At 67.6% G+C, this 12,960-nt stretch carries 13 protein-coding genes; 3 read left to right on the top strand and 10 right to left on the bottom strand.

Going from position 1 to position 12,960, the window contains the following annotated elements:
- The 8 genes from VFG33_RS13725 to VFG33_RS13690 all read right to left on the bottom strand — a co-directional run.
- Nucleotides 1-957 (bottom strand): CE1 family esterase (locus tag VFG33_RS13725; protein WP_325026239.1); only part of this gene is annotated, 957 nt, incomplete at its 3' end.
- A gap of 13 nt (nucleotides 958-970) precedes the next feature.
- Nucleotides 971-2,299 (bottom strand): MFS transporter, encoded by a 1,329-nt coding sequence (locus VFG33_RS13720; protein ID WP_325026237.1) that lies wholly within the window; start codon nucleotides 2,297-2,299, stop codon nucleotides 971-973.
- The gene (locus VFG33_RS13715) at nucleotides 2,296-3,492 is read right to left on the bottom strand and encodes an acyltransferase (RefSeq protein WP_325026235.1); all 1,197 of its coding nucleotides are present in this window, start codon (nucleotides 3,490-3,492) and stop codon (nucleotides 2,296-2,298) included. Before VFG33_RS13715 ends, VFG33_RS13720 begins: the two co-directional genes overlap by 4 nt.
- Nucleotides 3,489-4,916, bottom strand: a complete 1,428-nt coding sequence (locus VFG33_RS13710; protein WP_325026233.1) for an AMP-binding protein — start codon at nucleotides 4,914-4,916, stop codon at nucleotides 3,489-3,491. The genes VFG33_RS13715 and VFG33_RS13710 overlap by 4 nt, the downstream gene beginning before the upstream one ends.
- Nucleotides 4,917-5,032: 116 nt before the next feature.
- Nucleotides 5,033-5,755: an ABC transporter ATP-binding protein gene (locus VFG33_RS13705; protein ID WP_325026231.1), complete on the bottom strand. Its 723-nt coding sequence runs from the start codon at nucleotides 5,753-5,755 to the stop codon at nucleotides 5,033-5,035.
- Nucleotides 5,755-7,617, bottom strand: coding sequence for a branched-chain amino acid ABC transporter ATP-binding protein/permease (locus tag VFG33_RS13700; protein WP_325026229.1), 1,863 nt, complete (start codon nucleotides 7,615-7,617; stop codon nucleotides 5,755-5,757). The genes VFG33_RS13705 and VFG33_RS13700 overlap by 1 nt, the downstream gene beginning before the upstream one ends.
- The gene (locus tag VFG33_RS13695; protein ID WP_325026227.1) at nucleotides 7,617-8,486 is read right to left on the bottom strand and encodes a branched-chain amino acid ABC transporter permease; all 870 of its coding nucleotides are present in this window, start codon (nucleotides 8,484-8,486) and stop codon (nucleotides 7,617-7,619) included. Before VFG33_RS13695 ends, VFG33_RS13700 begins: the two co-directional genes overlap by 1 nt.
- Nucleotides 8,483-9,670 carry an ABC transporter substrate-binding protein gene (locus VFG33_RS13690; protein ID WP_325026225.1) on the bottom strand — a complete coding sequence of 396 codons (1,188 nt, stop codon included), beginning with the start codon at nucleotides 9,668-9,670 and terminating at the stop codon, nucleotides 8,483-8,485. The genes VFG33_RS13695 and VFG33_RS13690 overlap by 4 nt, the downstream gene beginning before the upstream one ends.
- Before the next feature lie 186 nt (nucleotides 9,671-9,856).
- Here VFG33_RS13690 and VFG33_RS13685 point away from each other — a divergent pair, with 186 nt between their 5' ends.
- The gene (locus VFG33_RS13685; RefSeq protein ID WP_325026223.1) at nucleotides 9,857-10,306 is read left to right on the top strand and encodes a nuclear transport factor 2 family protein; all 450 of its coding nucleotides are present in this window, start codon (nucleotides 9,857-9,859) and stop codon (nucleotides 10,304-10,306) included.
- Between the two features lie 15 nt (nucleotides 10,307-10,321).
- Nucleotides 10,322-10,801, top strand: coding sequence for a multidrug transporter (locus VFG33_RS13680; protein WP_325026220.1), 480 nt, complete (start codon nucleotides 10,322-10,324; stop codon nucleotides 10,799-10,801).
- Here VFG33_RS13680 and VFG33_RS13675 read toward each other — a convergent pair.
- Nucleotides 10,798-11,052, bottom strand: coding sequence for a hypothetical protein (locus tag VFG33_RS13675; RefSeq protein WP_325026217.1), 255 nt, complete (start codon nucleotides 11,050-11,052; stop codon nucleotides 10,798-10,800). The genes VFG33_RS13680 and VFG33_RS13675 overlap by 4 nt on opposite strands.
- Before the next feature lie 55 nt (nucleotides 11,053-11,107).
- Nucleotides 11,108-11,740, bottom strand: a complete 633-nt coding sequence (locus VFG33_RS13670) for an FxLYD domain-containing protein (RefSeq protein ID WP_325026214.1) — start codon at nucleotides 11,738-11,740, stop codon at nucleotides 11,108-11,110.
- A 215-nt stretch (nucleotides 11,741-11,955) separates the two neighbouring features.
- On the opposite strand from VFG33_RS13670, the gene VFG33_RS13665 reads away from it, so the two are divergent.
- Nucleotides 11,956-12,726 carry a YdcF family protein gene (locus tag VFG33_RS13665; protein WP_325026212.1) on the top strand — a complete coding sequence of 257 codons (771 nt, stop codon included), beginning with the start codon at nucleotides 11,956-11,958 and terminating at the stop codon, nucleotides 12,724-12,726.
- Nucleotides 12,727-12,960: the final 234 nt, after the last annotated feature.

Genomic DNA, 12,960 nt, shown 5'->3' with positions numbered 1-12,960 from the left:
GAGGAAGGTCCAGATCAGGGTGCGGCCGGTTGCGTCGGGTGGGACTACGGCTGTGTTTGGCCAGTGGTGGTTGAGGTCGGCCCAGCGGATCAGTTCTACTCGGCCGTTGTTTCGGCAGGAGGTCCAGCTCTTGATGGTGGCCGGTCCGGCGGTGGTGATTGACGGCGTACCGGCGCAGCCCTGCACGGATCGCCAGTCGGCTGCGGTCTCGGGACCCGTGATGCCGCGCGCGTGCCCGGGGGCGGCGTGCGGGTCGGTGCTGCCGTAGCCGATCAGCACCGGCGGCGGGTGGGGTGAGTCGCAGCGGGCCGGCTCGGCTGTCCCGTACGTCGCGACGCCGGCGATCCCGGGGAGCGCGCAGGCGGCGGTAAGGGCCAGCCGGCCTCCGTTGCTGTACCCAACGAGGTAGACGCGGCTCGGGTCGACCGGCGCGTGCTTCTCGATCGCGGTGACGAGTGCACCGAGGAACGCGACGTCGTTCACTTTCTGCTTTGCGGCCATCGCGCAGCAGCCGGTCCGGGCGTTCCACGACTCGCCCACACCGGCCGGGTAGGCGAGCACCGCCTGGCCGTTCGCGGCGAGGTCGGCGAAACCGGTGCGGACCAACTCCTCAGCAGGCGTGCTGTCCCGGCCATGCAGGACGACGACCAGTGGAACCGGCCTGGTCGTCCGCGGCGTCAGCACGATCGCGGTCCGCTGCCGGCCGCCAGAGGTCAAACGGATCGTCCCCGTGGTACTGCCGGCCGAGGCGGCGACTGCAGGCGCCGGCAGCGCAGCAGGACCCCAAGCCGGTACTGCGGTAGCTGCCGCCACGCCGGCCCGTGGGCTGGCGTGCACTGCAGCAAGTGAGGCCGGAACAGCAGCAACGCCTGCCAGCACGGCGCACGCCACCAGGCCGCGCAGAAGCCGGCTATGGCGACTACGGCGGAGCTTGGCGCGGGTGGGCTGGGGCTTCATGGTCGGGTCGCGATCAGCTGGGAGTGGCCGATGGTGGTGCCGGCTCTGGGTCCAGAGGGCGTGGGTCCACTCGCAGCGACAACAGCGTGCCGGCTGCCAGCAGGGCGACCGACAGGGCGAAGGGAAGTTGCCAGTTGCCGGTCTGGTCGATCAGGAAGCCGAAGACGATCGGGGACACGATGCCCGCGACGCCGAAGCCGGTGTTCATCAACCCGCTCGCCACCCCGGCGTGGTCGGGAGCGATGTCCATCGGGATGGCCCAGAGCACGGAGTTCGTCAACTCCAGGAAGAAGAACGACAACGTCAGGCTGATCGTCACCACGACCAGGTTGTGCACGAGCAGCGACGGGATCAGCGCCAGCATCGACCCGGCCAGGCCGATCACCAGGTTCGTCCGCCGGGCCGTCCGCAGGCTCCTGGTCCGCGCCAGCAGCCGGTCCGAGAGCATCCCGCCCAGGGTGTCCGACAGCACCCCGGCGGACAGCACCAGGGACGTGAACAGCGCGAACCCGGCCAGCGCCAGGCCGTACTCGTCCTGGAAAAAGGACGGCAACCAGGTGAGGTAGACCCACAACATCCATCCGTAGCAGAAATCGACGAGCGTGACGGGTGCGATCCGTCGGACCAGCCGACGCCACGGTACCTTGCGCCGTTCGACGGCCGAGGTCGTTCCGGGCGCCTCGTCCGCGTGCTGGGTGCCCAGTTCACCGAGTTCGGTCGCGGAGACCCGCTTGTCGTCCTGCGGCCGATCACGGAACCGCCGAGCCCAGGCGATCGACCAGATCACGGACAGTACGCCGAGGGCGACGAAGCCGACCCGCCAGCCCAGGGTCGCGATCAGGCCCGCCATGATCAGCGGGGCGATCGCGGCACCCAGCCGGGCCGCCGAATGCACCACGCCCTGGCCGTAGCCGCGGCGGTCGCTGGGCAGCCAGGTCGACATCGCCCGAGTCGCGGTCGGGAAGGCCGCGCCCTCGCTCAGTCCGAGCATCAGCCTGGCCGCGCCGAGCGCGAGTAGACCGGTGGCGAGCCCTGTCCAGAGGGTGGAGAGGCCCCAGGCCACGGCGAGGATGCTGAGTACCTTGCGGGGACCGAACCGGTCGCCGATCCAGCCTCCGAAGACCTGCAGCAGCGCGTAGGGAAGCGAGTACGCCGCCAGGGCGAGGCCGAACTGGGTATCGCTGAGATGCAGGTCGGCGCGGATGGACGGGGCGGCCGTGGAGATCGCGGTGCGGTCGAGGTACGAGACGGCGTACAGGATGCACAGCAGCATCAGGATCCGCCCACGGACGCGGTGCCGCAACGGGGAGCGGGTCGGCACCTTGGGCTCAGCGAGAGTCATGTCACGCCTCGCAGTCGTGCTGCTTTGGGCCGCCGGCGGGACCGGCCGGTCAGGGGGAGGCTGGCAGGTGTCCGGCGGGCCACCTCGGCGACTAGCAGGGAGCCGGCCAGTGCGAGCGCTGTGGCCAGGACGGCGGTCACCGCGGCAGGCGGTGCAGACACCCAGGACATGGCGAACAGGCCGAGAAGGAGCAGCGGGTGAACCAGGTAGACGCCGAAGGACAGGTCGGAACCACGGTCCACCCAGCGCACGTACGGCGTACCGGCGTCCGTCCACTTGGTCGCTGCGGCGCCGAGGCCGGCAACCAGGAGGACTGCCCAGACCTGCATGACCGGCTGAACAGGATCGGCTGCTGCATCGGCTGGCGTGCCTGTAGCGACTAGTGCGAAGTACAGGGCCTCCATAGCGATGGCCGCGGCCAGGGTCCCTGCCAGGACAACCCGTCGGTGCTTGGTCAGCCAATCCAGTACTGCGTCCAGGTGCAGTGCCGCGACCCCGCCGACGATGAAGAGGAACGTGTACGTCGGTAGCAGTTGACCGGCGTACGTGCGATAGGTGCCGAGCAACCCTGGGGCCCAGTGCCCGTAGTGCAGCCAGCCGGTGAAGGCGACCGCGAAGGCGAGACCGGCGGCGACCAGAGCCCACGGATGCCGACGGGTGCGTCGCAGTAGCCAGAGGAAGGTTGGTAGCAGCACGTAGAACTGCATGGTGACGAGTAGGAAGTACAGGTGGTACCAGGCGGTGCCGGTCAGCAGGGCAAGCCAGGCGCCGTCCCATGGCGCGTTCCGGCCGCCGGTAGCCCAGGAGACGACGAGGTAGATCACCGACCAGACCAGGTAGGGCACTCCGACCAGGGTCAGCCGTCGCCGCAACCGGCCGGTGGTGCCGGACCGCTCGGCCGAACGGACCAGCACGATCGCCATGAAGACGAAGAAGGCCGAGCGGGTGTAGTGCAGCAGCATCAGGGCGGCGTTGCCGCCGACAGCGCGCGAGGCGAACGACAAGCTGACCGCATGGACAGCAATCACCGCCCCGAAGGTCACCACCCGCACCAGGTCGACCTCCGAAATCCGCCCACCGCGCTTTCTCCTACCCACCGGGGCGGTGCCAGCCGCAGCGCCGGTGCTCGGGGCCGAGGCGCTACCCGGGATCGCCGGCGGGTGTGGGGTTTCCTCGGCGGGTGGCGCTGTCATTCGCGGCGCCGGGCGGTGGTGCGGGCCATCTCGGCGACCTCGGCACGGAGGACCTTGCCGGTGCCGGCAGTGGGTAGCTGCTCCACGATGGTGAGTTCTGCCGGCTGCCGGTCGCGAGGCAACGCAGCCCGGCATCGAGCGGCCAGCCGCTCTGCCAACCCGGGGTCGTCGCCGGTACCAACGACGTACGCGACCGGGACCTCGCCGAGCACGGGATCTGGTCGGCCGACCACCACCGCGTCGCGGACGCCGGGATCCTCGCGCAGGATGTCCTCGATCTCGTGCGGCAGGATCTTCTCCCCGCTCCGGTTGATCAGGTCGCTGGTGCGCCCCACCAGCCAGACGTACCCGTCGCCGTCCACGCGCCCCAGATCGCCGGTATCGAGCCAGCCCTCCGCATCGAACCGCTCGGCGCCGACGTTCGTGGCGTACGACCGGATCACCCCGGCCCCGCGGATGCGGATCGTGCCCTCCACGCCGGCAGCCAGGTTCTGCCCGTCCTCGCCGACCACCTTCAGCTCCCCGCCGACCGGCAGCCCCACCGAGCCGGGCCGCCGCTGACCGTTCAGCGGGTTCACCGTGATCTGGCTCGCCGCCTCGGTCAGCCCGTACGACTCCAAGACCGGGATGTGGTGCAGTTGCTCGAAGCGACGCAGTACGGGGATCGGCAACGGAGCCGATGCAGAGCGGACGAACCGGATCCGTCCCGGGCTACTGGTCGTGGTGCCGTCTTCGACCAGCAACGCGAGGATCGCGGGCACCGCGTTCACCCAGGTCGCTTCGTGGGCGTCGACCGTCGCCCAGAACCGGCTGCGGGAGAACCGCTTGTCCAGCACCAGCGTGCCGCGGGCCCGCAGCGTGGCAAGCAGCCCGACGACCTCGGCGTTGACGTGGTAGAGCGGTAGCGGGCAGTAGCCGACGTCGGCCGGACTCAGCTGATGCGAGTCAGCGACCGCGGTCGCGACATGCGCGAGCTGAGCGTCGCGGAGTAGAACCTGCTTTGGCTCACCGGTGCTGCCCGAGCTCGACAGCAACACACCCGCCGGCCTGCGGGTCGGTGGCCGCTCCCCCAGCCGCTCAAGGCCGTCGTCGGTGATGACCGCGACGGTGTCCCGCTGTGCCAGCCGCCGTTCCAGCGCTCGCGGTGCGGCGGGGTCGACCGGCGCCGCGACCCGGCCGGTGGCGATCAGGCCGAGCAGCGCCAGCGCCGTGTCCAGCGGATCGGTCATAGCGAGTACCACGGTCGCGCCCGGCGGCACCTCCACCGCGGTCAGCCGCTCGTCCCAGTCGGCGACGGCCGCGGCCAGGTCGCGGTAACCGACCCGGCGAGTACTCCGTGCGTCGACCAGGTAGGTGGCGTTCCCCCTCTCGGCCGTCGCCCCTGCGATCCATCGGGCGATCGGCCTGAGTTCGTCCTCGGGCATGGTTCGACGCTAGTTGTGGAACCTGCGACAGTCTGCCCAGCCAACCGGACTCGGGGCCTCCTGCTAACCGGTAGGTGTCAGATGTCCTGCCCACGCGCGGCTTGCCAGCCGCCCAGTCAGGCGGTGTAGCCGCCGCCGAGATAGGCCTGGTGGACCCGTTGGTCGGTGAGTAGCTCGGTGGGGTTGCCGTCCATCGCGACCTCGCCGCGGTCCATCACGTAGACCCGGTCGGCAACCTTGAAGGCAGCCCGCGCGTTCTGTTCGACCAGCAGGATCGTGAGTCCATCGTCGCGGAGCCGGGCCAGGGTTGCGAAGATCTCGGCGATGACCTTCGGTGCCAGGCCCACGCTTGGTTCGTCGAGCACGAGCAGCTTCGGCCGCGCCATCAGGCCGCGGGCGATCGCCAGCATCTGCTGCTCGCCACCCGACAACGTGCCGGCCGGCTGTCGCCGTCGCGTCTGCAGTCGCGGGAACAGGTCCAGAGCACGCTGACGTTGGCTCTCCGTCTCGCCCCGCGGCCCACGCCGCCGGGTCCAGCCGCCGAGCGTCAGGTTGTCCTCCACAGAGAGGGTCGGAAAGACCAGCCGGTTCTCCGGAACATGCGCAAGCCCTGCGGCAGCAAGCCGCTCTGCTGGCAACCGTGTCACGTCGACGCCATCAAGCAGAACCGTTCCGTTGCTGGCACGAAGCAGCCCTGATACCACCCGCAAGAGTGTCGTCTTCCCGGCACCATTGGCACCGATCACCGCGACAATCTCGCCCGTCTCCACCTGCACAGACACCCGGTGCAAAACCTCGAGCCGCCCGTACCCGGCAACAACCTCGCGCACCTCAAGCATCAGGTCTCCTCCACCTGGGCTGCGAGTTCGCGGGCGGCTGTTCGAGCGGCTGTGTCGTCCTCGTCGACGCCCAGGTACGCCGCCACGACTGCTGGATCGGTGCGGATCTCCTCCGGTGAACCGAGCGCGATCAGGCGCCCGTCATCGAGGACCGCAACTCGATCGGCCAGCGCCAGCACCGCCTCCACGTCATGCTCGACCAGCACGATCCCCATCCCACCCGCACGAAGCCGGCGCAGCAGTCTCGCGAGCGCCCGTCGTTCGCTACTCGACAACCCCGCCATCGGCTCGTCCAGCAACAACAGATCCGGCTCGACAGCGAGCGCCCGGGCCAACTCCATCAAACGCTGCCGCCCGAACGGCAGCTCACCGGCCGGCCGATGCCGCTCCCCCTCCAACCCGACCAAACGAACAACCTCGTACGCCGCGTCCGCGACCGCCCGTTCCTCTGCCCGAGCCGGGAGCACGAGCATTCCCCGCAGCAACCCGGACCGGGCCCGCAGATGCCGCCCGACCATCACATTGCCGAGCACCGTGGCAGACCGGAACACTTGCAGATTCTGGAAGGTTCGGGTGGCCCGCAACTGCGCGAAGATATGGGGTTTCCGACCATCGGTGCGAACTCCGTTCAGCTTGACCGTCCCGCTGGTCGGCGCCAGCACCCCGCTGACCATGTTGAAACAGGTCGTCTTCCCGGCCCCGTTCGGACCGATCAACGCGAGGATCTCACCGGCCCGGACATCCAACGTGACATCGTCAACCGCCGTCACACCGCCGAACTGCTTGGTCAGCCCGCGAACCTCCAACAAGACGCTCCCCGCGACCGGCCGACCCTCGCGAACCATCACCGGCGAGTCGTCCTCAGTCGCCTCAGCACGACCTTCGGAGACGTCCCCCGACGGCCGACGTACTCGGGCAAGAACCATCCGCCACGCCTGATGAAGTCCGCCCGGCAGGAACACGACGATGACGACCAGGACGACGCCGAACCCGATCAACTGCACCTCGCCGACGGCACCCGGTACCAGGACCGGAATGAGCTCCCGCATCCCCTCGTCGAGGAACTCCACCCCGAACGCACCGATCACGGCACCCCAGACCGTACCGAGTCCGCCGAGCACCGCCATCAGCAGGAACTTCACGGATAGCGGGAAGTTGGCGGTGTTCGGGTTCACCACCGCAAGCCAGTGCGCGAAGAAGATCCCGGAGACGGCCGCATACGCCGCGGACAGCACGAACACCTGCAGCCGCAGGCGAAACGTGTCCACCCCCAGCGTCTCCGCGGCAACCTCGGAATCGTTGACCGCGCCCAGCGCCCGCCCGATCCGGCTCTGTACGACGTTCCGCGCAAGCAGGACCGCGACCACGACGAACGGCGTGAGCAACCAGAAGAACTCCTGCGGCGAGTCGTAGGTTCGCGAGTTGAACTCAGGCTTCCCGATCCCGTAGATCCCCGACGTGCCACCGGTGAACTCCGACTCGGTCGCCAGCACCGTCACGATGATTCCGAGCCCCAGCGTCGCCAGAGCCAGGTAATGTCCGCGCAACCGCAACAGCGGTATCCCCACGAGCAACGCGACCACCATCGCGATCACCACGGCAACCACAGCCGCCAGTACGCCGTACAGGTCATAGCGGGTGACCAGGATCGCCTGCGCATACGCGCCGATCGCGAAGAACGCGGCGTGGCCGAGGCTCACCTGGCCCGCGAGGCCCATCAGCAAGGAGAGACCGGTCGCGGCGATCGCGTAGATCATCGCGTAGACGCCCACGTTGACCAGCGATCCCGGCGCCACGAGCGGGAAGACCACGCAGAACACGACGAACAGCCCAAGCCCGATCACATCACCCCGGCGCGGCATCAGACCCGGGCCTCCGCATGCCGGCCGAACACCCCGGCGGGGCGGACCACCAGTACGACGATCAGCAGTACGAAGGCGACCGCATCGCGCAGTCCGGTGTCGACGTACCCGGCGACCAAACTCTCGAGCACGCCCAGCAGTACGCCGCCAAGCAGGGCACCGCGGATCGATACGAGCCCGCCGAGCGTCGCGGCGACGAACCCTTTCAGGCCGAGGCTGAGTCCGGAATCCCAGGAGGAGAAGTACACCGGGCTCGCGATCACGCCCGCGATCGCGCCGACCAGCCCGGCGATGCCGAACGCGAGCATCGTCGCCAGCTTCGGTGAGATGCCGACCAGCCGCGCGGCGATCGGTTGCTCAGAGCAAGCACGCAGCGCCTTCCCGACGATGGTGCGTTCGTAGAACCACCAGACCGCGGCGGCGACGACGGCCGCGATCCCGAGGATCCATAGCTCCTGGGCGCGGATGGAGACGCCGAACACCAGCAGGTCGCCACCGGGGAACGGAGTGAGTCCCTTGCCCTCCGGTCCCCAGATCAGCAGCATCAGCGCCTTCAGCACGGTCGAGACACCGAGCGTCAGGATGATCGACGTCAACGTGGTCAGCCGTTTGACCGGCGCGACGGTGACGCGTTCCATCACGACGGCGACCACCGTCACGGTCGCGATCGCGACTACCAGTGCGACCGGCAGCGGCATCCCGCTGCCGACCGCGCTGATCGCCACCAGGCCTGCCAGGGCAGCGAACTCGCCCTGCGCGAGGTTGATCACCTCGCTGACCGTGAAGATCGCCACGAACCCGACCGCGATCAGGGCATAGACCGCCCCGATCGACAGGCCCGAGAAGATCAGCTGGAGCAGGTCGCTCATCGGTTGGCGTCAAGCAGTTTCCACGCGCCGTTCTCGACGGTCACGATCGCGAGCGCATGCTTGTCGAGCCCCGAGTGGTCGGTGGCCGACATGGTGAACACGCCGCTGACGCCGGCGAATCCCTTCACGCCTTCGAGTTGGTCGCGCAGCTTCTGGCCGTCAGTACCGACCTGTCCGAGCGCCGTGACCGCGAGCTGGAAGGCGTCATACGCATGCCCGGCGAACGTGGACGGCGACTCGCCCGGATAGGCGGCCTTGTAGTCGGCGACGAACTTCTCGATCACCTTCTTCTGCGGGTCGTCGGCGGTCAGTTGGTCGGCGACCAGCAGCCGCCCGAGCGGAGCGGTCAGCCCGTCCGCGCTGGGACCGGCCGAGTCGAGGAACGCCTGGTTGCCGATCCCGTGGCTCTGGATCACCGCGCCGGTGACACCGAGTTGCTTGTACGCCTTCTGCGCGAGACCGGCCGCCGGCGGGATCCCCCAGATCAGGTTCGCGTCCGCCTTCGCGTTGCGGATGTTGACCATCTGGGCGGTGAAGTCGGTCGCGTCCGGCGCGAACTTCTCGGTCCGGACGACCTTGATGCCCTGCGGCGCGCCGAGTTCGGTGAGCATCTCCCCGATCCCCTCGCCGAAACCCGAGGAGTCGCGGATCAGGGCGATACTCTTCCAGCCCTTGGCCACCGCCTGGTCCACGATGTCCTCGAGCACCACCTTGTCGTTCTGGGCGGTCTTGAAGACCCACTGCGAACCGTCGACGATCTTGGCGTTCGCGGCCAGCGAGATCATCGGGATCTTGGCGCTCTCGGCGATCGGCCGCATCGCCAGACTCGGCCCGGTCCGGCTGGCGCCGATGATGAGGTCGACCTTGTCCTGGCTGACCAGCTTGTTGACCGCCTTCGCGGCGCCGTCCTCGGTGGACTGGTTGTCCTCGATCACCAACTCGACAGCGCGACCGCCGATCCCGCCGGCCGCGGTGACCTGCTTGGCGAGCATCTCCAGCGTCTTGCGCTCCGGTACGCCGAGGGTCGCGCCGGCGCCGGTGATATCGAGCACGGCACCGATCTTGATCGGCCCGGACTGGTCCTCCGCCGTACTGTCGCCGCCGGCGTCCTCGGCACACGCGGTGAGTCCGAGTGCCAGTACTGCGAACCCTGCCGCCAACCTGCGCGCATTCCTTGGACCCATCAGCAGTTCCTCCCCAGAGTTGTGCTTCGTGCTCGTGTTCAAGTGACCGTGTGACTCCACAGCGCGATCACGACCCTAGGGCCTGTCCGCAGGCGCCAACAACCCTTTGAACCTCGTCCGCAATACCCCTGCTGCAGAGCGAGAAGCATTGGACCGCGGCGTGGCGCCCTACCGATACTTGTCGTCATGGACAACGACTGGCTGGCGATCCGGGCTGTCGTCGACGGGATCGACGACGCGGTAGACGCCAAGAACTGGGCGAAGGCCCGGGCCCACTTCACCACCGAGATCGACGTCGACTTCGCCGCACTGGAAGGCGGTCCACCCACGACCATGCCGGCGGACTCACTGATCGCCGCCTGGCAGCAGAACCTGTATGCGGACAAACTGAGTTTCCACCAGCGCACGAACCACGACATCGCAGTACAGGAGGACCGGGCGACAGTCGTGTCGAAGGGATACGCCTTCAACCGGCTCGATCGCGCGCTGGGCGATGCTTTGTGGGAGGTGTGGGCCTTCTACAAGCATGAGCTGGTCCGCACGGACGACGGCTGGCGATGCTCGGCGATCGCGGTCTCCGAGGTAGTCCATGCCCGCGGCAACGAACTGGCCCGAACCTACATCCCCTCGTCCTGACGTCGTTGGAGAGGAATGCCTCGCGCGAAGGTGACCGCCAGGGTGCGGAACCTGGCAGCACTCGAACTGGTCAACATCGGGCTGATCGGCTGGCTCGTGTTCGGAGCATTCGATGCACCACTCAGTCCGACAAACCTCGTCGGCTTCGGGGCAACCACCTTGCTCCTAGCGGTTGGCGCGGCGTACTGGCTGGTGAAGCTCAACCAACTACACGCCGGCCTCGGCCGTCCGCCGCTGATCGGTGTGTTCCGTGCGTTGCAGCTCGTCTGCACGCTCGGCTTGGCCGCGGGATTGGTGATGATCGCCGCAGGCTTCGGCAGCAGCCCCGGGCGGTTCGTCCCTGGCCTGGTGCTGTACCTGCTGGCGGTTGCGGAGTACGTGAACTACTTCCACTGGCAGTTGATGTACGACAATCGCGCCGACATCGCCCGCCTACTACGCACCGGCCGCCTGTCCCGCGCCCATCTCCACACCGACCTCCGGAAGACCGGCTAGTCGTCGTCCTCGACCCGGTACTGATCGAGGACGCGTTCCCGGAGGATGTCGAGCTGGATGGTCAGCGCGCCGATCACCTCCTCCTCGTTCAGCCCCGCGGTCTCGCGAAGCGCCCACGAGGACCGCCCTTCATCGTCCAGGCACTTCACCAGCACGATCCCATCGAGGGCCGTCCACCCATCCAGCAACGGCGCCACCTGGAACCCATCCCCCAGCACCCGCCCGATCGGTTCGACGTACTCACTAGCCATACCAACGCATCCTGCCAGCCCCACCCGGTACGCCGGTACGCAGGCAGAGGTGGGATCAGAAGGAGGCCTCGGCCGTGACTTTGTCGAACTTCCGGGTGTACGTCCCGTCCGGGATGCAGTTCATCGCTTCTGACTGACCAGGTGCGAGGTCACCGGTGTTGCACATGATGTTCGCCATCACCTCGTCGCCCTTCAGGAACTTGACGTGGATGAACATGGTGCTGGTCTTGTCGCCGGTGTTCTTGGCCTTGCCGACGATCGTCATCCCGGTGCCGTATCCGTTGTCCTTGATCTTCCAGCCCGCCAGCACAGTGTGCTCACCAAGCTTGAACGCTCCACCGACGGCAACCGCGCAAGGCGCGCTGCGGTCGTCCTGTCCCTCACAGGCCAGCTTCGGAGCAGCGGGCTCTGCCGACGCCGTAGCGCTGGCCTTGGGAGCCTCTGTCGACTTCTTCGGTGCAGGAGCAGGTGCCTTGCTACTGGTCTGAGCGACCGGCGCATTGTCCGCGTCCTTAGCGGCCGTGCCGGATTCACCGCCGCCTCCGGCCGCTGCGATGACGATCAGGAGGCCGACGACGCATCCGATGACTATCAGGATGGTCCTCCCCGTGTGCTTCTGCTTCGGCGGTTGGACCGGCGGCTGCGGCTGAAACTGGACATGCGGCTGCTGCGGGTATTGCTGTGACATGGAAAAGCCCCCTGGGCATTTGCTTGCAGACTCGGACCCCCCTGGCCCGCGCCGCGAGCATGGCCCAGTTATCACGCTCTGTCTACGTTTGAACGTCCAAATCCCCCATTGGGTTACGATCCGTGACCTCTGACCGCTCCAGACAGGGCCCTGTCCGCACCGCCCACGCCTGTACGCCGGTACGCGGGCGGAGGTGATTCTGCTGCAATGGGCTGGTGTCGTCCGATGAGCAGGTGATCGCCAGCTTCCTGGCAAGGCGAGATGTTGCCGGCCTCGAGCAGCCAGTGGATCTCGTGGTGCTGATGGGAAGCGCCGTACTCGAGTCCGTGGAGGTCGTCGCCGCGGCGTACCACCGTGGACTTGCACCGCGGATCCTGGTCAGCGGCGGGATCGGCCACTCCACGCAGTACCTGATCGACGCCATCAACCGCCGCGACCTGCAAGTCGATACTGCTGGACGCCCCGAGTCGCACATCTTCCGCGATCTCCTGCAGGTGAACTTCGGAGTCGACCCAGCTGCGATCGCCGTCGAGGACCAGTCAACCAACTGCGGCGAGAACGCTGAGTTTTCTAGACCTTTCGCAGGTCAGGCCCAATCGATCTTGCTGATCCAGGACCCCACAATGCAACGCCGAACCCACGCCACCTTCGAACGCGTCTTCCGCGACCGCGCGACCATCGAACTGATCAGCTTCGCCCCAGTACTCCCCTGGATACCCACCAACAACGTGCACGCCAGCGCGGATCCGGCACGCGTCGGCGCCGACGGTATCGGTGCTGGGCCGGAATCTCCGATGATCTGGCCGCGCAACCGCTTCATTTCCTTGCTCCTGGGCGAGATCCGCCGGCTCCACGACACCGCCGACGGCTACGGCCCACAAGGTCGCAACTACATCGACCACCTAGACATCCCCACCCCCGTACTAACGGCCTACCTCCACCTGACCGCCGAACACCCCACTCTAATCCGCCCCGTCGTCGACTAGTTGCTCTTTAGTTGCTAATGGCACCTATGGTGCGTTTCGCCAAGCAGGTAAGGGATTCCGCCACCCCGACGGCCGAATCTCGATTTGCACTGCTCGAACGTCTGTTCTAATATAGACGTCATGAGTACAGTCAGCGCAGACCCCCACTACGGCGACCAGGAGTTCGCCGTGGAGTTTGCTGCGCTGCTCGGCGCCGGGCGGATCTGTGTCCCGGATGACCCTGACGCGCCGGGT

The sequence above is a fragment of the Kribbella sp. genome (assembly GCF_035687465.1).
Lineage (GTDB): Bacteria > Actinomycetota > Actinomycetes > Propionibacteriales > Kribbellaceae > Kribbella.
This window is presented reverse-complemented; position numbering and strand designations above follow the sequence as displayed.